Annotated in this window: 28 protein-coding genes; 21 read left to right on the top strand and 7 right to left on the bottom strand. The window is 38.1% G+C overall.

Annotated elements, in window-relative coordinates; genetic code table 11:
• Nucleotide 1: 1 nt before the first annotated feature.
• The 3 genes from lacG to DSY56_RS11980 all read left to right on the top strand — a co-directional run bounded on the left by lacG (nucleotide 2) and on the right by DSY56_RS11980 (nucleotide 2,001).
• On the top strand, nucleotides 2–1,408 hold the full coding sequence (gene lacG, locus DSY56_RS02315; protein ID WP_112443723.1) for a 6-phospho-beta-galactosidase: 1,407 nt from the start codon (nucleotides 2–4) through the stop codon (nucleotides 1,406–1,408).
• A 42-nt stretch (nucleotides 1,409–1,450) separates the two neighbouring features.
• Nucleotides 1,451–1,708 carry a DUF3884 family protein gene (locus tag DSY56_RS02310; protein ID WP_112443722.1) on the top strand — a complete coding sequence of 86 codons (258 nt, stop codon included), beginning with the start codon at nucleotides 1,451–1,453 and terminating at the stop codon, nucleotides 1,706–1,708.
• A gap of 125 nt (nucleotides 1,709–1,833) precedes the next feature.
• Nucleotides 1,834–2,001 (top strand): hypothetical protein, encoded by a 168-nt coding sequence (locus tag DSY56_RS11980; protein ID WP_200832333.1) that lies wholly within the window; start codon nucleotides 1,834–1,836, stop codon nucleotides 1,999–2,001.
• Here the strand turns inward: DSY56_RS11980 and DSY56_RS02305 are convergent.
• A complete protein-coding gene (locus tag DSY56_RS02305; RefSeq protein ID WP_112443721.1) occupies nucleotides 1,991–2,752 on the bottom strand; it encodes a DeoR/GlpR family DNA-binding transcription regulator in 762 nt (253 codons plus the stop codon). The two genes, DSY56_RS11980 and DSY56_RS02305, sit on opposite strands and share 11 nt — an antisense overlap.
• Nucleotides 2,753–2,940: 188 nt before the next feature.
• Between DSY56_RS02305 and DSY56_RS11780 the strand changes: the two genes are divergently transcribed.
• Nucleotides 2,941–3,087 (top strand): hypothetical protein, encoded by a 147-nt coding sequence (locus DSY56_RS11780; RefSeq protein ID WP_023933379.1) that lies wholly within the window; start codon nucleotides 2,941–2,943, stop codon nucleotides 3,085–3,087.
• On the opposite strand, the gene nrdF is transcribed toward DSY56_RS11780, so the two are convergent.
• The 3 genes from nrdF to nrdH all read right to left on the bottom strand — a co-directional run bounded on the left by nrdF (nucleotide 3,084) and on the right by nrdH (nucleotide 6,692).
• Nucleotides 3,084–4,046 (bottom strand): class 1b ribonucleoside-diphosphate reductase subunit beta, encoded by a 963-nt coding sequence (gene nrdF / locus DSY56_RS02300; protein WP_100104525.1) that lies wholly within the window; start codon nucleotides 4,044–4,046, stop codon nucleotides 3,084–3,086. The genes DSY56_RS11780 and nrdF overlap by 4 nt on opposite strands.
• A 187-nt stretch (nucleotides 4,047–4,233) precedes the next feature.
• Nucleotides 4,234–6,393 (bottom strand): class 1b ribonucleoside-diphosphate reductase subunit alpha, encoded by a 2,160-nt coding sequence (gene nrdE / locus DSY56_RS02295; protein ID WP_112443720.1) that lies wholly within the window; start codon nucleotides 6,391–6,393, stop codon nucleotides 4,234–4,236.
• Between the two features lie 80 nt (nucleotides 6,394–6,473).
• Entirely contained in the window at nucleotides 6,474–6,692 is a 219-nt protein-coding gene (gene nrdH / locus DSY56_RS02290; RefSeq protein ID WP_000259247.1) for a glutaredoxin-like protein NrdH, read from the bottom strand.
• 350 nt (nucleotides 6,693–7,042) lie between these two features.
• Here nrdH and DSY56_RS02285 point away from each other — a divergent pair, with 350 nt between their 5' ends.
• The 4 genes from DSY56_RS02285 to DSY56_RS02270 all read left to right on the top strand — a co-directional run bounded on the left by DSY56_RS02285 (nucleotide 7,043) and on the right by DSY56_RS02270 (nucleotide 10,271).
• On the top strand, nucleotides 7,043–7,306 hold the full coding sequence (locus DSY56_RS02285) for a phosphocarrier protein HPr (RefSeq protein WP_000146947.1): 264 nt from the start codon (nucleotides 7,043–7,045) through the stop codon (nucleotides 7,304–7,306).
• Nucleotides 7,307–7,311: 5 nt separating this feature from the next.
• Complete coding sequence (gene ptsP / locus DSY56_RS02280) at nucleotides 7,312–9,045, top strand: phosphoenolpyruvate--protein phosphotransferase (RefSeq protein ID WP_112443719.1); 1,734 nt, start codon at nucleotides 7,312–7,314, stop codon at nucleotides 9,043–9,045.
• 134 nt (nucleotides 9,046–9,179) lie between these two features.
• A complete protein-coding gene (locus tag DSY56_RS02275; RefSeq protein WP_112443718.1) occupies nucleotides 9,180–9,674 on the top strand; it encodes a YkgJ family cysteine cluster protein in 495 nt (164 codons plus the stop codon).
• A 57-nt stretch (nucleotides 9,675–9,731) separates the two neighbouring features.
• Nucleotides 9,732–10,271, top strand: coding sequence for a ClbS/DfsB family four-helix bundle protein (locus DSY56_RS02270; protein WP_112443717.1), 540 nt, complete (start codon nucleotides 9,732–9,734; stop codon nucleotides 10,269–10,271).
• 203 nt (nucleotides 10,272–10,474) lie between these two features.
• On the opposite strand, the gene dhaQ is transcribed toward DSY56_RS02270, so the two are convergent.
• Both dhaQ and dhaS read right to left on the bottom strand, forming a co-directional pair.
• Nucleotides 10,475–11,464 carry a DhaKLM operon coactivator DhaQ gene (gene dhaQ, locus DSY56_RS02265; protein WP_112443716.1) on the bottom strand — a complete coding sequence of 330 codons (990 nt, stop codon included), beginning with the start codon at nucleotides 11,462–11,464 and terminating at the stop codon, nucleotides 10,475–10,477.
• Entirely contained in the window at nucleotides 11,461–11,991 is a 531-nt protein-coding gene (dhaS, locus tag DSY56_RS02260; protein ID WP_112443715.1) for a dihydroxyacetone kinase transcriptional activator DhaS, read from the bottom strand. Before dhaS ends, dhaQ begins: the two co-directional genes overlap by 4 nt.
• 153 nt (nucleotides 11,992–12,144) lie before the next feature.
• Between dhaS and dhaK the strand changes: the two genes are divergently transcribed.
• The 13 genes from dhaK to pdrM all read left to right on the top strand — a co-directional run bounded on the left by dhaK (nucleotide 12,145) and on the right by pdrM (nucleotide 21,488).
• Complete coding sequence (dhaK, locus tag DSY56_RS02255; RefSeq protein WP_112443714.1) at nucleotides 12,145–13,134, top strand: dihydroxyacetone kinase subunit DhaK; 990 nt, start codon at nucleotides 12,145–12,147, stop codon at nucleotides 13,132–13,134.
• A gap of 20 nt (nucleotides 13,135–13,154) precedes the next feature.
• Nucleotides 13,155–13,730, top strand: coding sequence for a dihydroxyacetone kinase subunit DhaL (gene dhaL, locus DSY56_RS02250; RefSeq protein ID WP_001100267.1), 576 nt, complete (start codon nucleotides 13,155–13,157; stop codon nucleotides 13,728–13,730).
• On the top strand, nucleotides 13,730–14,104 hold the full coding sequence (dhaM, locus tag DSY56_RS02245) for a dihydroxyacetone kinase phosphoryl donor subunit DhaM (protein ID WP_112443713.1): 375 nt from the start codon (nucleotides 13,730–13,732) through the stop codon (nucleotides 14,102–14,104). Before dhaL ends, dhaM begins: the two co-directional genes overlap by 1 nt.
• 754 nt (nucleotides 14,105–14,858) lie before the next feature.
• On the top strand, nucleotides 14,859–15,590 hold the full coding sequence (locus tag DSY56_RS02235; RefSeq protein WP_112443712.1) for a hypothetical protein: 732 nt from the start codon (nucleotides 14,859–14,861) through the stop codon (nucleotides 15,588–15,590).
• A 284-nt stretch (nucleotides 15,591–15,874) separates the two neighbouring features.
• Nucleotides 15,875–16,066 (top strand): hypothetical protein, encoded by a 192-nt coding sequence (locus tag DSY56_RS12640; RefSeq protein ID WP_306416185.1) that lies wholly within the window; start codon nucleotides 15,875–15,877, stop codon nucleotides 16,064–16,066.
• 30 nt (nucleotides 16,067–16,096) lie between these two features.
• Nucleotides 16,097–16,309 (top strand): hypothetical protein, encoded by a 213-nt coding sequence (locus DSY56_RS12215; protein WP_112443711.1) that lies wholly within the window; start codon nucleotides 16,097–16,099, stop codon nucleotides 16,307–16,309.
• Between the two features lie 48 nt (nucleotides 16,310–16,357).
• Complete coding sequence (locus DSY56_RS12210; RefSeq protein ID WP_000680089.1) at nucleotides 16,358–16,570, top strand: hypothetical protein; 213 nt, start codon at nucleotides 16,358–16,360, stop codon at nucleotides 16,568–16,570.
• A 118-nt stretch (nucleotides 16,571–16,688) separates the two neighbouring features.
• Complete coding sequence (locus DSY56_RS02215) at nucleotides 16,689–17,381, top strand: YjjG family noncanonical pyrimidine nucleotidase (protein WP_112443710.1); 693 nt, start codon at nucleotides 16,689–16,691, stop codon at nucleotides 17,379–17,381.
• Between the two features lie 61 nt (nucleotides 17,382–17,442).
• Nucleotides 17,443–18,096 (top strand): uracil-DNA glycosylase, encoded by a 654-nt coding sequence (locus DSY56_RS02210; RefSeq protein WP_112443709.1) that lies wholly within the window; start codon nucleotides 17,443–17,445, stop codon nucleotides 18,094–18,096.
• Nucleotides 18,097–18,105: 9 nt separating this feature from the next.
• Nucleotides 18,106–18,570, top strand: a complete 465-nt coding sequence (locus DSY56_RS02205; protein WP_001135768.1) for an NUDIX hydrolase — start codon at nucleotides 18,106–18,108, stop codon at nucleotides 18,568–18,570.
• 12 nt (nucleotides 18,571–18,582) lie between these two features.
• A complete protein-coding gene (locus tag DSY56_RS02200) occupies nucleotides 18,583–19,851 on the top strand; it encodes a dihydroorotase (protein ID WP_112443708.1) in 1,269 nt (422 codons plus the stop codon).
• 13 nt (nucleotides 19,852–19,864) lie between these two features.
• Complete coding sequence (locus DSY56_RS02195; RefSeq protein WP_001105920.1) at nucleotides 19,865–20,125, top strand: hypothetical protein; 261 nt, start codon at nucleotides 19,865–19,867, stop codon at nucleotides 20,123–20,125.
• A gap of 10 nt (nucleotides 20,126–20,135) precedes the next feature.
• The gene (gene pdrM, locus DSY56_RS02190; protein ID WP_112443707.1) at nucleotides 20,136–21,488 is read left to right on the top strand and encodes a sodium-coupled multidrug efflux MATE transporter PdrM; all 1,353 of its coding nucleotides are present in this window, start codon (nucleotides 20,136–20,138) and stop codon (nucleotides 21,486–21,488) included.
• A gap of 213 nt (nucleotides 21,489–21,701) precedes the next feature.
• Here the strand turns inward: pdrM and xerS are convergent, their stop codons facing one another.
• The gene (gene xerS, locus DSY56_RS02185; protein WP_112443706.1) at nucleotides 21,702–22,772 is read right to left on the bottom strand and encodes a tyrosine recombinase XerS; all 1,071 of its coding nucleotides are present in this window, start codon (nucleotides 22,770–22,772) and stop codon (nucleotides 21,702–21,704) included.
• Nucleotides 22,773–23,246: the final 474 nt, after the last annotated feature.

Here is a 23,246-nt window from a genome sequence, read left to right as displayed (position 1 = left end):
TATGACAAAAACATTACCAAAAGACTTTATTTTCGGTGGCGCAACAGCTGCTTATCAAGCAGAAGGTGCTACACATACTGATGGTAAAGGACCAGTAGCGTGGGATAAATATCTCGAAGATAACTACTGGTACACTGCAGAACCAGCCAGTGATTTTTACAATCGATACCCAGTTGACCTCAAGCTAGCAGAAGAGTATGGTGTTAATGGTATTCGAATTTCTATTGCTTGGTCACGTATTTTCCCAACCGGTTACGGTCAAGTAAATCAGAAAGGTGTCGAGTTTTATCATAATTTATTTGCAGAGTGTCACAAACGTCATGTTGAGCCTTTTGTAACTCTTCATCACTTTGACACGCCAGAAGCTCTCCACTCAAATGGGGACTTCTTAAACCGTGAAAATATTGAACACTTTGTAGACTACGCTGCCTTCTGTTTTGAAGAATTTCCAGAAGTAAACTATTGGACGACCTTTAATGAAATTGGGCCGATTGGTGATGGTCAATATTTAGTTGGTAAATTCCCTCCAGGTATCCAGTACGACCTTGCCAAAGTCTTTCAATCACACCATAATATGATGGTGTCTCATGCGCGTGCGGTAAAATTATATAAAGAGAAAGGCTATAAAGGTGAAATTGGTGTTGTTCATGCCCTGCCAAGCAAGTATCCTTTGGATCCTAAAAATCCAGCAGATGTTCGCGCTGCTGAGTTGGAAGATATCATTCATAATAAATTTATCTTGGATGCAACTTATCTTGGACACTATTCAGATGAAACGATGGAAGGTGTCAACCATATCTTATCAGTCAATGGTGGTAGCTTGGATCTTCGTGAAGAAGATTTCGAAGTATTAGAAGCAGCAAAAGATTTGAACGATTTCCTTGGTATTAACTATTATATGAGTGACTGGATGGAAGCTTGCGATTGTGAAACAGAAATCATCCATAACGGTAAAGGTGAGAAGGGAAGCTCTAAATACCAAATCAAAGGTATTGGTCGTCGCGTAGCACCTGATTATGTACCACGTACGGACTGGGATTGGATTATCTATCCTCAAGGTTTATATGACCAAATTATGCGTGTGAAGAAAGATTATCCCAACTACAAGAAGATTTACATCACTGAAAATGGTCTCGGATATAAAGATGAGTTCATTGATAACACTGTTTACGATGATGGCCGTATTGATTATGTCAAACAACACTTGGAAGTATTATCTGATGCTATTGCAGATGGCGCTAATGTAAAAGGTTACTTTATTTGGTCATTGATGGATGTCTTCTCATGGTCAAATGGTTATGAGAAACGTTACGGTCTCTTCTATGTAGATTTTGAAACGCAAGAACGTTATCCTAAGAAATCAGCTCACTGGTACAAGAAAGTAGCGGAAACTCAAGTGATTGAGTAGTAGAATGAGTCATTAGATATAGAATTTTAGTGAGGCAAAAAGATGTTCAAAGATTTTATCCAATCTATTTATGAAAAAGTTTATATTATAAATTTCGAAAAATGTTCTCAAATACCGTGTTTGACGAATGAAGAACTGAAAAGCCTTGGGAAATGGTATGTCTCGACCGGTAAAGAATGGATTTGTCATTCAGACTATGAGCTGGAAGAATTTAAAAATTTGTTTTTAAATTTTATCAATCCTGAAGAATGGGATACTATCTCCTTTGATTCAGATTTTATGCCGTTTCAACAATCGTAACCAATTTCCAAAAAAGTTAAATCTTATATCTAGTACTCTGCAAAACTCTTATCTAATTACGTTGCTTATACTCAATGAAAATCAAAGAGCAACTTTAAACTAGAAAGCAAGTCGCAGGTTTCTCAATGCATAGATTTGAGGTGGCAGATAAAGCAATTGGGAAAAAAGTCTTTAACGCAGAAAAACGCATAATATCAGGTGTTGAAAACCTTGATACTATGCGTTTTATTGTGGGAAGATTTACTTCTGAAATTGAGTTGTTAACCAGAATCTTTCAGTTTATTAAGGCTTGATGACTTTAGTAAGTTTAGATAGCTCAAAAAGGATTGAATCACTTAGTTTAGAATCTGAAACAATAGTATCAAGATTTGATACATTATAGAAAGTATAAAAATCAAACTTATTGAACTTACTATTGTCAGCTAGTAAATATTTTTTATTGGAATTAGTGAGGGCGATGCGTTGAGCCTCTCCCTCTTCCTCGCTAAAAGTAGCTAGAGCTCCGTTTTGAATACCATTACAGCTAACGAAAGCTTTAGAAAATTGGAGATTAGAGAGATTTTGTAGGGTCAATGTGCCAACAAAAGCACCTGTAATTTCGCGATAATTTCCACCTATTAAAATCAAATCTGTTAATTTTCGTTCGCTTAAAATCAGAAAAACAGGTAGACTGTTGGTCACGACGCGGATATTGTCAATAGGTAACTCACGCGCAAAAAATTCTAATGTTGTTCCTGGTCCAATGAAAATAGTTTCTCTTTCTTCTACTAGACTGCCTGCAAAACGGGCTATTTCTTGTTTTTCTGCCGTTTGGAGGGCTTGTTTTTCAATATTTGATCGCTCATTAGTCAAAAGGGAGTTGGTTCGAAGTTTTTCAGCTCCACCATGCACACGAATCAGTAAATCTTTATCAGCTAATTCCTGTAAATAGCGTCTTGCAGTCATATCTGAAACGGCTATTTCGTCCATAATCTGTTTAACCGTTATGGTTCCTTTACTATTTACTATCTCTAAAATTTTGGTTAATTTTTCTTGCTTGAGCATATTATCACCTCGTTTCCTACTACTATCTTACCATAAACTAGCTCATCATTCAAATACAAAAACAACAAAATAAAACAAAAACAAAAATATCGAGGTTTGTTTTCAAAACTTCGATATTTTATTAGATTATTATTTTGTTGTTTCAAGTTTACTTTTTGATAGTTAAGAGTGGTGGAGAATTATACTCAATGAAAATCAAAGAGCAAACTAGGAAGCTAGCCGTAGGTTGCTCAAAACACAGTTTTGAGGTTGTAGATAAGACTGACGAAGTCAGTGAGCATATCTACGGCAAGGCGAAGCTGACGTGGTTTGAAGAGATTTTCGAAGAGTATTAGTCCAAACCGTAGTTGTAGTCATCATCTTGCATGGCTTCAACTTCACCAAGGAGGTAACCATTTCCGACTTGAGAGAAGAAGTCGTGGTTAGATGTCCCTGTTGAAATACCGTTCATAACGATTGGGTTCACATCATCTGCTGAATCTGGGAAGAGTGGATCTTGTCCCAGGTTCATGAGAGCCTTGTTAGCATTGTAGCGAAGGAAGGTTTTGACTTCTTCCGTCCAACCAACACCGTCATAGAGGCTCTCTGTGTAGCCTTCTTCATTTTCATAAAGAGTATAGAGTAAGTCGTACATCCATTCTTTTAGCTTTTCTTGCTCTTCTTCAGGTAATTCATTGAAACCAAGTTGGAATTTGTAACCAATGTAGGTTCCGTGAACAGATTCATCACGAATAATCAATTTAATAATTTCTGCAACGTTGGCAAGTTTGTTGTTACCGAGATAGTAGAGGGGAGTGAAGAAACCAGAGTAGAAGAGGAAGGTTTCGAGGAAGACGCTGGCAACTTTCTTTTCAAGTGGGCTACCGTTGAGGTAGATTTCGTTGACAATCTCAGCCTTCTTTTGTAGGTAAGGATTGGTATTGGTCCATTCGAAAATTTCTTCAATCTCAGCCTTAGTATTTAAGGTAGAAAAGATTGAAGAGTAAGATTTAGCGTGAACAGATTCCATAAATTGGATGTTATTGAAAACAGCTTCCTCATGTGGTGTACGGATGTCTGCGCGAAGGGCTTCAACCCCAGTTTCAGATTGCATGGTGTCCAGAAGGGTTAAACCACCAAAGACTTTTCCGACCAAGTCTTTTTCTTTGTTTGATAGTTTTCTCCAGTCATCCAAGTCATTTGACAAGGGAATACGTGTATCGAGCCAGAATTGCTCTGTCAGTTTTTCCCAAGTTGATTTGTCGATGACATCTTCGATGGCATTCCAGTTAATGGCTTTGTAGTAAGTTTCCATTTGAAATCTCTTTCTGTGTTTAGTATTGCGAACTCACAATTATTCTATTTTACCATAATTCTATAGGAGTATCGCACAAAAAGTCGGAAGCCCGACTTTTAAAATGTTACATAAATTATATTATGACATATTAGATTTGATTTTATCAGTGCTGCTTAGGGGAAAAATAGTGTTTCTATGCTAGAAACTAAATCACACAGCTTTCACACTGGTTGGCACCGACTTCTCCACCATCATCTGTAAAGGTACGGACATAGTAGATAGACTTGATACCCTTGTTAAAGGCATAGTTACGAAGGATAGACAAGTCACGTGTCGTTTGCTTATTTTCCTTCTTCCATTCGTAAAGACCTTTTGGAATGTCACTACGCATGAAGAGTGTGAGTGAAAGTCCTTGGTCCACGTGCTCAGTCGCAGCAGCGTAAACATCAATCACTTTACGCATATCCATGTCGTAAGCAGAAGTGTAGTAAGGAATGGTTTCTGTTGACAATCCAGCAGCAGGGTAGTAGATTTTCCCGATTTTCTTTTCTTGACGTTCTTCGATACGTTGCGTAATCGGGTGGATAGAAGCAGAAACGTCATTGATGTAACTGATCGAACCATTTGGAGCAACAGCTAGACGGTTTTGGTGGTAAAGACCATCTGCTTGAACCTTGTCGCGAAGTTCAGCCCAGTCAGCAGCACTTGGGATAAAGACATCTTTGAAAAGTTCTTTAACACGGTCTGATTTTGGAACAAATTCGCCAGTTACATACTTGTCAAAGTAGCTTCCCTTAGCATAATCTGATTTTTCAAAATTGTGGAAAGTGATACCACGTTCACGCGCAATATTGTTTGACTCAACCAAAGTCCAGTAGTTCATAAGCATAAAGTAGATGCTTGTAAATTCAACAGACTCAGGCGATCCATATTCAATCAGTTGTTGGGCAAGGTAGCTGTGAAGTCCCATGGCACCAAGACCAAAGGTATGAGCTTGGCTATTTCCATGGTCGATCGTAGGTACAGCCACGATGTGCGAACTATCTGTAACGAAAGTAAGGGCACGAACCATAGCACGGATAGAACGACCAAAGTCAGGTGAAGTCATCATGTTGACTACGTTGGTTGAACCAAGGTTACATGAAACGTCCGTTCCCATTTGAAGGAATTCTTGAGCATCGTTGATCAAGCTTGGTTCTTGAACTTGAAGAATCTCAGAACACAAGTTACTCATGATAATCTTTCCATCAACAGGATTTGCACGGTTAGCCGTATCAATGTTGACGACATAAGGGTAGCCAGACTCTTGCTGTAATTTAGAGATTTCAGTTTCTAAATCACGCGCCTTGATTTTTGTCTTGCGAATATTTGGATTTGCGACCAATTCATCGTATTTTTCAGTAATATCGATGTAGTTGAATGGCACATTGTATTCTTTTTCTACAGAGTAAGGGCTGAAGAGGTACATTTCTTCATTTTTACGCGCCAATTCGTAGAATTTATCAGGTACTACAACACCAAGTGATAGGGTTTTGACACGAACTTTTTCATCGGCATTTTCTTTCTTAGTTGAAAGGAAGGCGATGATATCTGGGTGAAAGACATTGAGGTAAACAACACCGGCACCTTGACGTTGACCTAATTGGTTTGAGTAAGAGAAGCTATCTTCGAAAAGCTTCATAACAGGAACGACACCTGAAGCAGCTCCTTCATACCCCTTGATAGGAGCTCCAGCTTCACGAAGGTTGCTGAGGGTAATTCCCACACCACCACCAATACGTGAAAGTTGAAGAGCTGAGTTGATAGAACGTCCGATAGAGTTCATATCATCTGTCACTTGGATTAGGAAACAAGATACCAACTCCCCACGACGAGCACGTCCAGCATTCAAGAAGGAAGGAGTAGCAGGTTGGTAGCGTTGGTGGATGATTTCATTGGCAATATCGATTGCAACAGATTCATTGCCATCAGCGAAATAAAGGGCGTTAAAGAAGACACGGTCTTCCATACTTTCAAGATAATATTCACCGTCGTTAGTCTTTAAGGCATATTGATTGTAAAATTTATAAGCTGCCATGAATGACTTGAATTGGAAGTTTTGGTCTTTGATAAATTGAGCCAATTCTTCCAAGAACTCTGGACGGTATTTCTTGATAAAAGCTGTTTCGATGTAGTTGTGTTCAATGAGGTAGTTGATTTTATCAGTAATTGAATCAAAAACCATAGTGTTTGGAACGACATTTTCGTTAAAGAAGGCATCCAAGGCTTCCTTATCTTTATGAAGCATGATTTGTCCATTAACAGGACGGTTGATTTCGTTATTGAGACGGAAGTAAGTCACGTCCTCAAGATGTTTTAATCCCATAAAATTTCCCTTATCTAATTACAAAAGAAAGGCCTCTAAGTTCGCCCTAGAAGCAGTTTCTTCTGGATGATGTACTAAGATTATGCTAATTGTTTCAGTTTTCCTGGTTGGAAACCTGAAAAGACTTCAGTTGGTGTTTGGATAACAGGAGCTGCGCTAAAACCGAGCTCTTTAACTTGATCGATATACTCAGGTTGCTCATCAAGATTGATTTCACGATAAGAGACATTATTACTGTCCAAGAAACGCTTGGTCATTTTACATTGGACACAATTGTTTTTAGAATAAACGGTTACCATTGTGTAACTCCTCTTCAAAATTTAATACTATCTTAGTATATCAGAAAATAAAATTTTGTCAATGATTTGAACTAAATATAGTGGTCAATTTTTCTACTTAAGCTCACAAAACACAATATGTAGTGTTTGCTTTATAAAACAGCAATGATTATCGTATAAATCGTTTTTAAAGAAACTATATCCTGTGTTTTGTTATCTAGGATAGAAGATTTTCAGCAAGTTATCTGAAAAGAAATTGAAGGAAAATCCAGAAAATGCTTGAAAAAAATCCTAGAAGATGGTATAATACCAAATTGTAAGGGTTATCACATATAACTCAAAAAAAGAAAGAACAAAAGGAGAGTCAAACTATGGCTTCTAAAGATTTCCACGTAGTGGCAGAAACAGGTATTCACGCACGTCCAGCAACATTGTTGGTACAAACTGCTAGCAAATTTGCTTCAGATATCACTCTTGAGTACAAAGGTAAATCAGTTAACCTTAAATCAATTATGGGTGTTATGAGTCTTGGTGTTGGCCAAGGTGCTGACGTAACTATCTCAGCTGAAGGTGCAGATGCAGATGACGCTATCGCTGCAATCTCAGAAACAATGGAAAAAGAAGGATTGGCATAAGGGAAATGACAGAAATGCTTAAAGGAATCGCAGCATCTGACGGTGTTGCAGTTGCAAAAGCATATCTACTCGTTCAACCGGATTTGTCATTCGAGACTATTTCAGTCGAAGATACAAACGCAGAAGAGGCTCGTTTGGATGTTGCTCTTGAAGCTTCTCAAAACGAGCTTTCTCTTATCCGCGAGAAAGCTGTAGGTACGCTTGGTGAAGAAGCGGCTCAAGTTTTTGACGCTCATTTGATGGTTCTTTCTGACCCAGAATTGATTGGTCAGATTAAAGAAACAATTCGTGCTAAGAAAGTCAACGCAGAAGCAGGTCTTAAAGAAGTGACTGACATGTTCATCACGATCTTTGAAGGTATGGAAGACAACCCATACATGCAAGAACGTGCAGCGGATATCCGCGACGTGACAAAACGTGTATTGGCAAACCTTCTTGGTAAGAAATTGCCAAACCCAGCTTCAATCAATGAAGAAGTAATCGTGATTGCGCATGATTTGACACCATCTGATACAGCTCAATTGGACAAAAACTTTGTAAAAGCTTTTGTAACAAACATCGGTGGACGTACAAGCCACTCAGCTATCATGGCACGTACACTTGAAATTGCAGCTGTATTGGGAACAAATAACATCACTGAAGCGGTGAAAGACGGTGATATCCTTGCCGTTAACGGAATCACTGGTGAAGTGATTATCAACCCAACAGATGAACAAGCGGCAGAATTTAAAGTAGCTGGTGAAGCTTATGCTAAACAAAAAGCTGAATGGGCACTTTTGAAAGATGCTCAAACAGTAACTGCTGACGGTAAACACTTCGAGTTGGCTGCTAACATCGGTACTCCAAAAGACGTTGAAGGTGTTAACAACAACGGTGCAGAAGCTGTTGGACTTTACCGTACAGAGTTCTTATACATGGATTCTCAAGACTTCCCAACTGAAGATGAGCAGTATGAAGCGTATAAGGCTGTTCTTGAGGGAATGAATGGGAAACCAGTGGTTGTTCGTACAATGGATATCGGTGGAGATAAGGAACTTCCTTACTTCGATATGCCACACGAAATGAACCCATTCCTTGGATTCCGTGCCCTTCGTATCTCTATTTCTGAAACTGGAGATGCAATGTTCCGTACACAAATCCGTGCCCTTCTTCGTGCTTCTGTTCATGGCCAATTGCGTATCATGTTCCCAATGGTTGCCCTCTTGAAAGAATTCCGTGCAGCCAAAGCAGTCTTTGATGAAGAAAAAGCAAACCTTCTTGCTGAAGGAGTTGCAGTTGCGGATAACATCCAAGTTGGTATCATGATTGAAATCCCTGCAGCAGCTATGCTTGCAGACCAATTTGCTAAAGAAGTAGACTTCTTCTCAATTGGTACAAACGACTTGATTCAATATACAATGGCGGCAGACCGTATGAACGAGCAAGTTTCATACCTTTACCAACCATATAACCCATCAATTCTTCGCTTGATTAACAACGTTATCAAGGCAGCTCATGCTGAAGGTAAATGGGCTGGTATGTGTGGTGAGATGGCTGGTGACCAAAAAGCTGTTCCACTTCTTGTCGGAATGGGCTTGGATGAATTCTCTATGTCAGCAACATCTGTACTTCGTACACGTAGCTTGATGAAGAAATTGGACACTGCTAAGATGGAAGAGTACGCTAACCGTGCCCTTACAGAGTGTTCAACAATGGAAGAAGTACTTGAACTTCAAAAAGAATACGTTAACTTTGATTAATGTCATTAACCTTGTAACCTAGTTGCAAGGTTTTTTGCTACATTTTAGAGAAGTATGGTCCTATAAAGTCTACTTTTCAATGCTCCAGAGGCATGGTATAATAGGGGGAAACAAATAGAAGTAAGAGAGAAACCATGTCTAAAGAAATTGATATTGAGTATTACCACCAGCTAGCCTTACAAAAGCAGAAGGAGCACCGTAAAGTTTTAGCCAATTTAAAGAAAAAGCCACCAAAAAATCTAGATAAGATAGCCCAGCAGATTCACGAGGAAGTCTTTGTGGAGATTGATTGTACTGCATGTGCTAACTGTTGTAAGACTTTGGGTCCCGACTTCAAGGAAGCAGATATTACTCGTATTGCTAAGTATTTTAAGATGAAATTACCCGCTTTTGAAGCAGAGTTTCTGCAGGTGGATGAAGATGGTGATAAGGTTTTCAAATCCATGCCCTGTCCCTTTTTAGGAGGAGATAATCTCTGTTCCATCTATGACGTTCGTCCAAAAGCATGTCGTGAATTCCCTCATACTGACCGTAAAAAGATCCATCAAATCAACCATTTGACGATTAAGAATACTTTGACCTGTCCAGCAGCCTATCTCTTTGTTGAGAAATTAAAGGATAAGTTGTAGAGATTTAAAGGATAAAAAATCTCTAATAATAACTAGTAATATGAAGGGAGTACTCCTGTGCCTAGACCGAAAACAAAAGAGGATCTAATGCTGGCCTCTAAGGAAAACTATGAAAAGCTCAATCGTTTCATCTCCCAACTAAGTGAAGATGAGCTACAGACTCCATTTGATTTTTCAAGAGACCCAAAGAAAAAAGAAGCTCACTGGAAAAGGGATAAAAATCTACGGGATGTCTTGATCCATCTTTATGAATGGCATCAGTTGCTTTTGACTTGGGTTTATTCTAATCAAAAAGGTTACGAAAGACCTTTTCTCCATGAACCTTATAATTGGAAAACTTATGGAGAAATGAATGTCGCTTTTTGGAAAAAGCACCAGAAAACCTCCTTAGAAGAAGCGACTAGACTCTTGGCGCAATCGCATAGGGAGGTTTTAGAGTTGATGGAAGTTTTTAGCAATGACGAACTCTTTATCAAAGGTGTCTATAAGTGGACGGGAGGGACAAGTCTAGGTTCCTACTTTGTCAGTAGCACCTCCAGTCACTATGATTGGGCTCTGAAAAAACTCAAAGCTCATCGGAAGAATTGTAAGGGATAGATGGACTATTTGAAATGGCAAGAAAGAGTTCTTTTAAACGTAATACTCTTCGAAAATCAAATTCAAACTGCGTCAACGTCGCCTTGCCGTACTCAAGTACAGCCTGCGGCTAGTTTCCTAGTTTGCTTTTTGATTTTCATTGAGTATAAGATAAAAGCAAGGGGCTATCAAGTGAGGTAGCCCTTTTGAGTTATATAAGTAAATTACCATGCAAAAGCTGTCGTTGGAGCATTGAGCGCTTCTAACCACTGTTTATTTTTTACGGGGCAAAGCGTTACGGATATACCTGCCATATCTAGACTGGTCATAAATGTTCCTGATTTTATAAAAGTAATAGCGACTCCTTCAATTTCTAAGAGTTGAAGGATGTCATTGATAAATATGCCCATTTCTAGGTTGGTAGTAGTACCTAGATTATTTACAAGCAATATAAATTGATCACCCTTTTTCCAATGATAGTGCAATCTTAATTTACTTATAATTTCATTTGCAAGGATTTCCGATGATTGGAATGGGACGATACGATAGCCTTCTTCGCCATGTATCCCAATACCATAAGAAATATTTCCTTCTTCCAAGTTAAATAGTGGAAGGGGGGCTTGGGGGAGACTAGCAGCTTTCGTTGCAAAGCCAATTGTTGCGATTTCGGGAGCAAGTTCATGACCTAAATCAGTTAGTTGCTCTATGTCGGCACCATTTTGAGCTGCATATCCTAGGATTTTATGAAGTAAGATTGTCCCTGCAAGTCCCCTTCCTCTAATTTGAAATCTATTGTGAGGTTCAATAGAAATATCGTCGTGTGCTAGACTATAGCCGACTTTAATTCCTTCTTGTCTAGCGGTGTTAATGGCCCAGCTAAATTCTTTGATGTCTGCTTCGAAATTTTTTACAATGATGAAGACACCGTGACCATTGTTTAAAAAACGAATGGACTCTAAGATTTCAGTTCTTGTAGGAGGAGTAAATAATTGGCCATAGATAGCAGCAGTAAGCATTCCTTCTCCCACATATCCAATATGCGCAGGTTCGTGACCGGAACCCCCACCCGACAATATTGGAACCTGATGAGGATTGCGATTTTTTTGATAGACTAATGGTAAGGTAGGGTGTTTTTCTAATTCAGGATGACTGCTGATAGTTGCTGAAATGTAACTTGAAATAATTTTCTGTTTATGATTTGAAATAAATGTCATTGTGGTCTCTTTCCAATAATTGTCATGATTAGAAAGTCTGGTTGTGGAACTGGACTTTTTTTATTGACGTAAGCCTTCACGATTTCTGCTAGAGCATGTGAATGGTAGTCTAGCAAAAAACAAGTATAAGCGGATGAATCGCTATCAATCTGACCGTATTCTCTTAAAATTTTTGATACAAGCAAGCGACAGTAGCTGATAAAGTGGTCATAGAAGTTATTTTGCCCTTGAATATCAAAAAGTTGAATATAAAAGTCACGCTCTTGTTCGAAATAAAAAAATAATTCTTGTAATAGCTTTTGGCCTGAAATGAAGTCCAAGTTATTGGTGATATACTCGGTTAAGTCATTTTCAAATATCCAGTCTAGTAGTTCATATTTGTCAAGAAAGTGATTATAAAAGGTCTGTCTACGAATGCCAGCTGATTCCATGATATCTACAATAGAGATTTTGTCAAATTCTCTAGTAGCTAATAGGTCTCTAAATGCCTTGGCAATCCGTTTTTTTGTAATGAGTGATGATGCCATAGGAAACCTTTCTTTTACTTACTTCATTTTACCAAAAAAATGTTTTAAACGGGTTTAAAAGGGGACAAATAATAGAATCTGTCCCTTATCATCCAGCGATAAAAAATATATAATGAAAGCGAAAACAAAGGTAGATGCCGAAAGGAGTTTCTCATGAAAAAAATTATAAATGAACCGACACAAGTTGTTGATGAAATGTTGCAGGGATTGTCATTCATGCATGATGGCTTGGTAGAACGTTTAGATGGTTTTGATGTCATCGTTAGAAAGGCAGAAAAGACAGGAAAAGTTGGACTCATTTCAGGTGGAGGTTCAGGACATGAACCAAGTCATGCTGGATTTGTAGGAGATGGAATGTTGTCTGCTGCCATTTGTGGAGCAGTCTTCACTTCACCTACTCCAGACCAAATTTTAGAAGCCATTAAGGCGGCTGATGAAGGTGCTGGAGTTTTCATGGTCATCAAAAACTATTCTGGTGACATTATGAACTTTGAAATTGCACAAGAACTTGCTGAAATGGAAGGTGTTGATGTAGCAAGCGTTGTGGTTGATGATGATATCGCTGTTGAAAATAGTCTCTATACCCAAGGTCGTCGAGGTGTTGCAGGTACTATTTTAGTCCATAAAATTTTAGGTGATGCGGCCCGTTCTGGTAAATCATTGGCTGAAATGAAGGACTTGGCCGATAAACTTGTCTTAGAAATTAAAACAATTGGGCTGGCCTTGTCTGGAGCAACTGTTCCTGAGGTTGGCAAACCAGGTTTTGTTCTAGAAGATGATGAATTTGAATATGGAGTTGGTATTCACGGTGAGCCAGGATATAAAAAAGAGAAGATGCAGCCTTCAGCACTATTGGCCTCAGAATTGGTTGAAAAATTATCTGAAGGTTTCCAACTTAAGGCTGGTGAACGCTATGGGCTTCTCATCAATGGTTTAGGAAGCACTCCGCTTATGGAACAATATGTTTTCGCAAATGATGTGGCTAAATTACTTCATGAAAAAGATGTTCAGTTGGCGTTTAAGAAAATTGGAAACTATATGACCTCAATTGATATGGCTGGCTTGTCATTAACATTGATTCGATTGGCAGATGATGAGTGGTTGGCTGCTCTAAATGCACCTGTTACTACCCCAGCTTGGTAAACTCAAGGAGGAAATGTCGCATGAATGTTGAACAAGCTCTTGAATGGATGAAGCTTTTTAATGAAAAGATTCAAGAACAGAAAGATTATCTTAGTGAGCTAGACACTCCTATAGGAGATGGAGACCACGGTGGAAATATGGCGCGTGGAATGGCTGCAGTTATGGAAAATTTAGAAGGAAAGCAATTTGAGACCAGCAGTGATGTTTTTAAACTTGTCTCAATGCAACTACTGAGTAAGGTAGGCGGTGCTTCTGGTCCCTTGTATGGCTCTGCTTTTATGGGCATGGCCAAGGCTGATTCAAATTCGAAAATAGAGGAAATCTTACAAAGTGGTTTGGATATGATTGTCAAACGTGGGAAAGCAGAGGTTGGAGAAAAGACAATGGTTGATGTTTGGACTCCTGTTATTGCTGCCTTGTCTGCTGGTCAATTGACTCAAGAGGTTATTGATAAGCTAGTGAATGCTACTAAAGATTTACTTGCAACTAAAGGAAGGGCATCTTATGTAGGAGAACGTTCTCTTGGACATATTGATCCTGGATCATTCTCATCAGGATTACTCTTTACTGCTCTTTTAGAAACTGGGGTGGTTTAATGGGAAGTATTGGTCTTGTTATCGTTTCACATTCCAAACACATTGCACAAGGTGTCGTTGAACTGATTAGTGAAGTAGCTAAAGATGTTCCGATTACTTATGTAGGAGGAACCGAAGATGGAGGAATTGGAACAAGTTTTGATCAAGTAGATAGGGTTGTTTCCGAAAATCCAGCAGATACTTTATTAGCCTTTTTTGACCTAGGTTCTGCTAAAATGAACTTAGAAATGGTGGCTGATTTCAGTGATAAAAATATCATCATCAACAGGGTTCCAATTGTAGAAGGTGCCTATACTGCAGCTGCTCTTCTTCAGGCTGGTGCAGAACTGTCAGTTATTCAAACACAGTTGGCGGAGCTTGAAATCAATAAATAAGAAATTTTACTATAACTCTTTTTATAGGCGGGCTATTGATTATCTCAACTATCAAATTTTAAGTAAATAATTTCAAAATCAGAAAGGGATTGCTTTGGGCAGTTCCTTTTTAATGTAAAAGGAGTGGAATCATAGCGTTTCTAAATTGTTAATACTCTTCGAAAATCAAATTCAAACCACGTCAACGTCGCCTTGCCGTACTCAAGTACAGCCTGCGGCTAGTTTCCTAGTTTGCTCTTTGATTTTCATTGAGTATAATAATTCAAAACTGATTGTGATGGGACTATTCTAGCTTTAGAATACTTTAAAAATTAAAATTTAAGGCAATCAATAGCTTAGAATAGTGCGAAAACATTTAGTTTATAGGAATTCTAGGTCTAGAATTACATGGATATTTATGAAGTTAGGGTATTCGATAGTTAGGATTGTTCTATTCTGAAAGATTTAAGCTGTCAATTGTATAGATAGGATCGTGTTTTACCAATGAATTTTGTTGAAAGATTCCTTGTTTTATGGTAGTCTAAAGTAAAAGAAAGCCCTACCATTATATTTGTATCTTTAATCTGACTTGGTTTAGGTCTAGAAGAGGGATTAATATTTTGGGTTTCCAAATAATAATTATATTTTCACTTGCAAAAAATGTATTTCAACTTTATCTAATGTAGAAGAAGGAAATATCATGAAATGCTTATGACTTGTTTGAAAGAGAATGTAAACTAAGAATGGATTCACTTTATATATTAGGAGTAGGTAGATGAGTAATCTAGAGTCAATTCGTAAAGCGCATATCATCGTGTGGGGTGGCTATCTATTTTTATCATTAAGGGCGCCGCTAATTAGCAGCACAGAGTATTTCTTGCTTATTTTTTTAGCGTTTCTCTATTCAATAGTATCGTTACCTATATATTCTGTGAAGAATAAAATAGTATCCATTTGTTTGGCTATAAACTCGATTCTGTTAATGAGTTTTCCAATTTTAATCAATAAATTTTTCCCAGGAAAGGTTTCTACTTATATCGTATTAATAAGTAATTTTATCCTGGAGTTTTTAATCTTTAATAAAATTGGTAAAGATTTTGATACTAGATTAGCTAGTGAGTATAGGAAAATCAGTCAGTTTAAAAGTAAGATGTCTCAATCTCCTTGGATAAAATATTTAGAGATTTCTAGTTTTATATTAACTATATTTCCATTTATTCTTCATGGTACAGTTGCTAATCGTGTATTTGCTCTTATCTTTTTGATAAAAATTTGTGTAGATACTACGATAAAGATTCTATTAAACAGAATCTTTAAGACAAGTGAGATGATGAAAAGGAGGATATTTTCTCTTTTTGTACTAGATTTGATTGTCTATTTATTTTTAGGCTATGTTTTAGCAATGAAAAAAGACGGATACCTATTTTCAATTCTACTAATTTTTTCTAATTTTTCAGTTCCATTTATCAAAGAAAAGGAATACGAATTATTTAAAAATAGCAAGTAATAGAAATATGGATTAAATCTTAGAACGGCTTAAAATCAGACATGATAAAGGAAAGCTATCTAGGTAACTAAGTGCTATAAACACAGTCGACAATCACTTGTTAGGAAACTATCCTAACCATGCTTAATAAAAAAGGAGAATTTTGATGGAACTCGTATTACCAAATAATTATGTTGCTATTGAGTAAGGAGATATGAGGTGTCTTGATGTGGGATTATCTCTACATAAAGACGGGGGAATGTTACAGTAAACGTAGCCACTGCTTATTTTATGGGGAATTAAATATGTTTAAACTAAGTGATAAAGTCAGAGTGGTTTTTGCTCTTTTAGGGGTAAGTTCCATATTGGTTAGTATGTATCTTATACCTTTTATTAAAACTGAGAATAAATTTTGGGAGATACTTTTATTTATTTTAGGTGTATTGCTAATTGGAATTGCATTACTAAGTCATAAAAAAATTAAATTTTGGAAATAGCGTTAGTGAGAAGAACAGGATGATAGTATTATGATGGTTGTTTTAATTTTGATGGTTGTGGTGTTTTTGTATTATGTAATTACAGAGTATTTTCAGAATAGTTATATTGACTGCATACTATTTCTAACATTGCTGATTTCTCATTTGATATGGGATTACTATTTTTTGCCCATTGAAGTTTTAGTGGCATTAAGTGGAGTAAATTTGTTGTCAAGATTATTCAAAAAAATGAGAACTCAATAGATTTGTTAGTGGATTATAAAGATGAAAGGTAAAATTGGGATATTTATAATGAAACATTTTTTTGCAGGAATTGGTGAGATAAGATTTAGTAGTTATCTATTGTCTCTATGTGTAGGACTAGCCCCTCTTTTTCATATCTATGTAATAGGCTCTGAAATGAATTTTGTGAAAATAGTGTTATCTATTTTGGGAATTATATTTGTTTGTATTTTAACTATTGCTCGAATTTATAGAAGATTTTTCTATAATTCACTAGAATAGTATGGGTTAGTTAATCAATTGGAACTATTATTTTTGTTATACTTTACCACTTTTAAGTTTTTACATTAAACAACCGAATGAAGTGAAAGTTGTTTATCCTAGAAAGGAAAACCTCAAATTGTCTTACAAATTTCTACTTTTCGACCTTGACCACACTCTTCTTGATTTTGATGCTGCTGAGGATGTGGCTTTGACGCAACTTCTAAAAGAAGAAGGAGTTGCAGATATTCAGGCTTATAAAGACTATTATGTTCCTATGAATAAGGCTCTCTGGAAGGACTTAGAGCAAAAGAAAATCAGTAAACAAGAGCTGGTTAACACGCGCTTTTCTCGTTTATTTGCTCACTTTGGACAGGAAAAAGACGGTAGTTTTCTAGCCCAGCGTTATCAATTTTACCTCGCTCAGCAGGGGCAAACGATTTCGGGTGCTCATGAACTTTTGGACAGCCTCATCGAGCGTGATTATGAGCTATATGCTGCGACAAATGGCATTACTGCCATTCAGACAGGGCGTTTGGCTCAGTCTGGTCTAGCACCTTATTTCAATCAAGTCTTTATCTCTGAACAATTGCAAACACAAAAGCCTGATGCTCTCTTTTATGAAAAAATCGGTCAACATATTGCAGGTTTTAGCAAAGAAAAGACGCTGATGATTGGAGATTCCCTAACCGCCGACATTCAAGGCGGCAATAATGCGGGGATTGACACTATCTGGTACAACCCTCATCGTGTTGAAAATCACACACAAGCCCAGCCGACTTACGAAGTCCATTCTTACCGAGACTTGCTGGATTATTTAGATAAACTGTAAAAAGTGGTTTAGAAAGCCACTTTTTGCTATAATAGAGGCAGTAAAAATGAAGGAGTCGGCTATGGAACACTCGTCTTGGCATGCTTTGATTAAGGAGCAATTACCTGAGGGTTATTTTGGGAAAATCAATCAGTTTATGGAGCAGGTCTATTTTCAGGGGACTGTTTATCCACCCAAGGAAAAGGTTTTTCAGGCTCTCTTGACAACACCGCTTGAAGAGGTTAAAGTGGTGATTCTAGGACAAGATCCCTATCATGGGCCAGGTCAAGCGCAGGGCTTGAGTTTTTCTGTACCTGACTCTATCCCAGCTCCGCCATCCTTGCAAAATATCTTGAAAGAATTGTCAGATGATATCGGGGTCAAGAAGTCCCATGATTTGACAGCTTGGGCTGAACAAGGAGTCTTGCTTCTTAATGCTTGTTTGACGGTTCCTGCTGGACGGGCCAATGGTCATGCTGGTCAGATATGGGAGCCTTTTACGGATGCTGTGATTCAGGTGGTCAATCATCTAGATAGGCCAGTGGTCTTTGTACTATGGGGAGCCTATGCACGCAAGAAGAAGGCCTTGGTTACCAATCCTCACCACTTGATTATCGAATCAGCCCATCCCAGTCCTTTATCGGTTTACAGAGGATTTTGGGGTTCCAAGCCTTTTTCCAAGGCCAATGCATTCTTAAAAGAGACAGGACAAGAGCCAATTGATTGGCTTAGATAAGGAGAAAATATGCCTCAGTTAGCGACGATTTGCTACATTGATAACGGAAAAGAACTGCTCATGCTCCACCGTAATAAGAAACCCAATGATGTCCATGAAGGGAAATGGATTGGTGTGGGTGGTAAGCTAGAGCGAGGAGAGACACCTCAGGAATGCGCGGCGCGTGAAATCCTCGAAGAAACAGGTCTAAAAGCCAAGCCAGTTCTAAAAGGTGTTATCACTTTTCCTGAATTTACGCCAGATTTAGACTGGTACACCTATGTTTTTAAGGTGACGGAGTTCGAGGGTGACTTGATTGACTGCAACGAGGGAACGCTGGAATGGGTTCCCTATGATGAGGTTTTGAGCAAGCCAACTTGGGAGGGTGACCACACCTTTGTTGAGTGGCTTTTAGAGGACAAACCCTTCTTTTCAGCCAAGTTTGTTTATGATGGGGATAAATTGTTGGATACCCAAGTCGATTTCTATGAATAAAGGAGAAAGTAGATGCTACTAATTAAAAATGGTCGTGTAATGGATCCCAAGTCTGGTTTGGATCAAGTGTGTGATGTCTTAGTTCAAGATGGGAAAATTATTAAAATTGCTCCTGAGATTAAAGAAGAAGGAGCAGAGATAATTGATGCTAGTGGTCTTGTAGTTGCTCCTGGCTTGGTCGATATTCATGTTCATTTCCGTGAACCGGGACAAACTCATAAAGAAGATATTCATACAGGTGCCCTAGCAGCCGCTGCAGGTGGTTTTACAACTGTCGTCATGATGGCTAATACTAGTCCAACCATTTCAGATGTGGAGACTTTACAAGAAGTTCTCCAGTCAGCTGCCAAAGAGAAGATTCATGTTAAGACGGTTGCGACCATTACTAAAAACTTTAATGGCCAAGATTTGACTGACTTTGAGGCACTCTTAGAAGCTGGTGCGGTTGGTTTCTCAGACGACGGTATCCCACTTGAAAGTAGTAAAGTTGTCAAGGAAGCCATGGAAGAAGCTAAAAAGCTTAATACCTTTATTAGTCTTCATGAGGAAGATCCAGGTTTGAATGGTATTCTTGGCTTTAACGAAAATATTGCTAAAGAACATTTCCATATCTGCGGTGCGACTGGGGTGGCTGAGTATGCTATGATGGCGCGTGATGTCATGATTGCCTATGCAACTAAGGCTCATGTCCATATTCAGCATTTGTCTAAGGAAGAAAGTGTTAAAGTAGTGGAGTTTGCTCAGGGGCTAGGTGCGCAAGTCACAGCAGAAGTAGCGCCACAACATTTCTCTAAGACAGAAGCACTTCTTTTGACACAAGGTAGCAATGCTAAGATGAATCCGCCGCTTCGTTTGGAATCAGACCGTCGTGCTGTTATCGAAGGTCTTAAATCAGGAGTCATCACAGTTATCGCGACAGACCACGCGCCTCACCATGCAGATGAAAAAAATGTTGAGGATATTACCAAGGCACCATCTGGTATGACAGGTTTGGAAACCTCTCTATCTCTCGGTTTGACCTATTTGGTAGAAGCTGGTGAGTTAAGCTTGATGGAATTACTTGAAAAAATGACATACAACCCAGCCAAGCTTTACAACTTTGAAGCAGGTTACTTGGCTGAGAATGGTCCGGCGGACATCACTATTTTTGATGCTAAGGTTGACCGCCTTGTGGACTCCCATTTTGCTTCAAAAGCAGCTAATTCGCCATTCATCGGTGAAACCTTAAAAGGGCAGGTTAAATATACAATCTGTAAGGGACAAATTGTCTATCAAGCTTGATAGGAGTTAGAATATGAATTATTTTCGAAAACGTAGGGAGAGAAAAGCAAAATCTAATAGCGGAATTTACTGTCCCGCATCTAATCGTTCTAAAATTCAATATGAAACTAAAGAAAAAGCTGACCATGCAGTTCAATATGATAATGGAGGTTTAGTTAGAAGCTATTATTGTCGTACATGTGCGTGTTGGCATACTACTTCAAAATCTAATAACCCTCCGCTAAGTTTGAAAAATTATGGTCTGAAACTCTTTGGTTTAGATAAATCAGAATAGAAAGAGAAGTATGTATAAGACAAAGTGTTTACGAGAGAAGTTAGTATTATTTTTAAAAATTTTCTTCCCAATCCTGATCTACCAATTTGCCAATTATTCTGCCTCTTTTGTTGACACTGCAATGACAGGTCAATACAATACTATGGACTTGGCTGGTGTGTCTATGGCGACCAGTATCTGGAATCCTTTTTTTACCTTCCTAACAGGAATTGTGTCAGCCCTGGTGCCCATCATTGGTCACCATCTTGGTCGAGGAAAAAAGGAAGAAGTTGCATCTGATTTTTACCAGTTCATCTATTTGGCTTTGGGACTATCTGTGGTCTTGCTGGGGATGGTACTTTTCTTGGCACCACCAATCTTGAATCATATTGGACTAGAAGCACCAGTGGCGGCAGTAGCGATTCGTTATCTCTGGTTTTTATCTATCGGGATTATCCCTTTGTTGCTATTTAGTGTCATTCGTTCCTTGCTGGATTCGCTGGGGTTGACCAAACTGTCTATGTATCTTATGCTTTTGTTACTTCCTCTCAATAGCGGATTTAACTACCTCTTGATTTACGGGGCCTTTGGTGTTCCAGAACTGGGAGGTGCTGGGGCTGGTTTAGGAACTTCTTTGGCTTACTGGGTCTTGCTGGGGATTTCTGTTCTGGTTCTATTTAAACAGGAGAAGCTCAAGGCTCTACATCTTGAGAAACGAATTCCGCTTAATATGGATAAAATCAAGGAAGGAGTTCGTTTAGGTCTGCCTATTGGGGGGACTGTCTTCGCGGAAGTAGCCATCTTTTCCGTGGTTGGCTTGATTATGGCTAAGTTCTCGTCCTTGATTATCGCTAGTCACCAGTCAGCTATGAACTTTTCAAGTCTCATGTACGCCTTTCCCATGAGTATCTCATCTGCTATGGCTATTGTCGTTTCCTATGAAGTGGGAGCTAAGCGATTTGATGATGCGAAAACCTATATTGGTCTAGGGAGATGGACTGCCCTCATTTTTGCGGCCTTCACCTTAACCTTCCTTTACATTTTTAGGGGAAATGTGGCCAGTCTTTATGGTAACGATCCAGAATTTATTGATTTGACAGCGCGTTTTTTGACTTATAGCCTTTTCTTCCAGTTAGCAGATACTTTTGCGGCACCGCTCCAGGGAATTTTACGGGGCTATAAGGATACAGTTATTCCTTTTTACCTTGGTTTGGTTGGTTACTGGGGGGTGACACTCCCAGTAGCTATGGTATTTGATTCCCTAACAGATTTTGGAGCTTATTCTTACTGGATTGGTTTGATTATTAGTCTAATCGTAAGTGGGGCTCTCTACCGTTGGCGTTTAACTGTGATTATGAAGAGATTTGAATCCAGAAAAGCTTGATTTTTAGAATTCCTACAAGCAAAAATATCCTTCCTTATCTGCATTATTTTTGCTATAGTTAAATTAGTAGTAGGAAAATGAGAACTTCAAAAATATAGAAACAATTGATATTTCACGCTACTTTACTGGTATCAGATATAAAGAAAAAGAAGTTGCTAAAACAAGCAACTTCTTTTTTTTGAATTTCGTTTTACATAATTTATTTTATGTAGTTTATAAACTATCCAAGGCATTTTTTTGTTCATCGTTGACGATATGGGTATAGAGGTCAGTGACTTGTGTACTGGCGTGTCCTAGCTGGTGACTGACCAAAACTTGTGATTTAGTAGCATCATATAGCCTAGTTGCTAGGGTATGGCGCAGTTTATGGGGTGTTACACGGACTTTGAAGTCCTCTGAGTATTTAGCAACCATTTTTTCAACGCTGGAAGCATCGATACGATTGGGAACACCTCTATAGAGTGTTAAAAAGAGTGCTGTATCCGTCTTTTCCGTCTTATAACGTTGATTTCGAATGGCTAGATAATTCTCTAGGTAATGCTTAGCAAAGGCAGCGACATTGACCGAGTCACGTTTACCCCCTTTTCGAGTGACATCAATAACCATCATTTTTAAATTAAGATCTCTTAGATCCAGATTAACAGCTTCAGATAAGCGGACACCAGATGCCAAGAGAAGGGCAATGATAGCCAAATCACGTTCCTTATTTTTATTAAACGATGATAGAGCACGATTTGAGAGCTGTTGTGGGTACTCTTGGTCGATATAAGTCAGAAAACCTTCTGTTTCATCACCTAGAAAGAGCTTTTGCTTGATGTTTTCAGCTCTAGCAGCAAGCGTTTCTTTCTTTTTCTTGGTTGAAACTTTCTTCATTACATTGCGATAGAAATAAGGTTCTCCTTGGTCGTTTTCAACTTCCTCAGTCAGATACTTGTAAAGACTAGAAAGTGCTGACAAAGTCCGATTGATGGTTGTTTGGGAAACTCCTTGTTTAGTTGTATTGGCATTCAGCAAAGGTCGTTCTCGTAGATAAAGGATAAAAGATTCCATGTCTTTCTTAGACATATTTTCCAAGACAGATAAAGGAATATCAGATATTTTATCGGCGTTTGAAATACCGGACTCCAAAACCCAGCTGAAAAATCGATCGTATTCCTTGAGGTATTCATACAAGGTTGTAAAACTGTAGGGAACAGCAAGCTTAGATTGGTAGTATTCTAAAACATACCAAGGCATGATTTGTTTTAGTTTGTCGATTCGTTTCAGTAAAATCTCACGTTTCATGTATTTTCTCCATAAATAAGTCTACTAGTAGTATAGCATAGGCTTATGTATTTTTCAAGAAAATTATAGTTTTTCGGAAAGATGTTATAGGAGTTTTTTAAAGTGATAAAAAGACTTAGACCTGCAAACAAAACAGATCTAAATCTTTGGAGTTATTATTGTGAATCATTATTTAGTGCTTTTCCTAGTTTCCAAATACTAAACCAGAATGAAATAGTCAACAGAATAAGGAAAATAATAAAGAGCTCACCCACTAAACTTCTGTTAATACTACACAACTGAAGAGCTATATAAGGAGCTATGAGATACAAAATACATTGTATAATTGCTATTGTTTTCTTTTTCATGATTTTAATCTTACTGTACAGATTTGATACAGTAAACTCCTTTCTAGCTTTATGCTTTATCATTTCTAACTTAATTATAGTCTTATTTTTACCAAAGCTCAATTATTTATATGTAAAATTCCCCATC

It is taken from the genome of Streptococcus sp. 596553 (assembly GCF_900411395.1).
GTDB classification, from domain to species: Bacteria; Bacillota; Bacilli; order Lactobacillales; family Streptococcaceae; genus Streptococcus; species Streptococcus mitis_BA.
Note: the sequence above shows the minus strand (reverse complement) of the source record. Positions and strands in the feature narration are given on the sequence as shown.

Bases quoted from the DNA above. Each gene is read 5' to 3' on its own strand.
- nrdE (WP_112443720.1), bottom strand. From the start codon at position 6,393: ATGGGATTAAAACATCTTGAGGACGTGACTTACTTCCGTCTCAATAAC.
- dhaK (WP_112443714.1), top strand. From the start codon at position 12,145: ATGAAAAAAATTATAAATGAACCGACACAAGTTGTTGATGAAATGTTG.
- DSY56_RS02310 (WP_112443722.1), top strand. From the start codon at position 1,451: ATGTTCAAAGATTTTATCCAATCTATTTATGAAAAAGTTTATATTATA.
- dhaS (WP_112443715.1), bottom strand. From the start codon at position 11,991: ATGGCATCATCACTCATTACAAAAAAACGGATTGCCAAGGCATTTAGA.
- DSY56_RS12210 (WP_000680089.1), top strand. From the start codon at position 16,358: ATGAAACATTTTTTTGCAGGAATTGGTGAGATAAGATTTAGTAGTTAT.
- nrdF (WP_100104525.1), bottom strand. From the start codon at position 4,046: ATGGAAACTTACTACAAAGCCATTAACTGGAATGCCATCGAAGATGTC.
- pdrM (WP_112443707.1), top strand. From the start codon at position 20,136: ATGTATAAGACAAAGTGTTTACGAGAGAAGTTAGTATTATTTTTAAAA.
- DSY56_RS02195 (WP_001105920.1), top strand. From the start codon at position 19,865: ATGAATTATTTTCGAAAACGTAGGGAGAGAAAAGCAAAATCTAATAGC.
- dhaL (WP_001100267.1), top strand. From the start codon at position 13,155: ATGAATGTTGAACAAGCTCTTGAATGGATGAAGCTTTTTAATGAAAAG.
- ptsP (WP_112443719.1), top strand. From the start codon at position 7,312: ATGACAGAAATGCTTAAAGGAATCGCAGCATCTGACGGTGTTGCAGTT.
- DSY56_RS02200 (WP_112443708.1), top strand. From the start codon at position 18,583: ATGCTACTAATTAAAAATGGTCGTGTAATGGATCCCAAGTCTGGTTTG.
- dhaM (WP_112443713.1), top strand. From the start codon at position 13,730: ATGGGAAGTATTGGTCTTGTTATCGTTTCACATTCCAAACACATTGCA.
- DSY56_RS02305 (WP_112443721.1), bottom strand. From the start codon at position 2,752: ATGCTCAAGCAAGAAAAATTAACCAAAATTTTAGAGATAGTAAATAGT.
- DSY56_RS11980 (WP_200832333.1), top strand. From the start codon at position 1,834: ATGCATAGATTTGAGGTGGCAGATAAAGCAATTGGGAAAAAAGTCTTT.
- DSY56_RS02210 (WP_112443709.1), top strand. From the start codon at position 17,443: ATGGAACACTCGTCTTGGCATGCTTTGATTAAGGAGCAATTACCTGAG.
- DSY56_RS12215 (WP_112443711.1), top strand. From the start codon at position 16,097: ATGATGGTTGTTTTAATTTTGATGGTTGTGGTGTTTTTGTATTATGTA.
- dhaQ (WP_112443716.1), bottom strand. From the start codon at position 11,464: ATGACATTTATTTCAAATCATAAACAGAAAATTATTTCAAGTTACATT.
- DSY56_RS02205 (WP_001135768.1), top strand. From the start codon at position 18,106: ATGCCTCAGTTAGCGACGATTTGCTACATTGATAACGGAAAAGAACTG.
- DSY56_RS11780 (WP_023933379.1), top strand. From the start codon at position 2,941: ATGAAAATCAAAGAGCAAACTAGGAAGCTAGCCGTAGGTTGCTCAAAA.
- DSY56_RS12640 (WP_306416185.1), top strand. From the start codon at position 15,875: ATGTTTAAACTAAGTGATAAAGTCAGAGTGGTTTTTGCTCTTTTAGGG.
- nrdH (WP_000259247.1), bottom strand. From the start codon at position 6,692: ATGGTAACCGTTTATTCTAAAAACAATTGTGTCCAATGTAAAATGACC.
- lacG (WP_112443723.1), top strand. From the start codon at position 2: ATGACAAAAACATTACCAAAAGACTTTATTTTCGGTGGCGCAACAGCT.
- DSY56_RS02235 (WP_112443712.1), top strand. From the start codon at position 14,859: ATGAGTAATCTAGAGTCAATTCGTAAAGCGCATATCATCGTGTGGGGT.
- DSY56_RS02275 (WP_112443718.1), top strand. From the start codon at position 9,180: ATGTCTAAAGAAATTGATATTGAGTATTACCACCAGCTAGCCTTACAA.
- xerS (WP_112443706.1), bottom strand. From the start codon at position 22,772: ATGAAACGTGAGATTTTACTGAAACGAATCGACAAACTAAAACAAATC.
- DSY56_RS02285 (WP_000146947.1), top strand. From the start codon at position 7,043: ATGGCTTCTAAAGATTTCCACGTAGTGGCAGAAACAGGTATTCACGCA.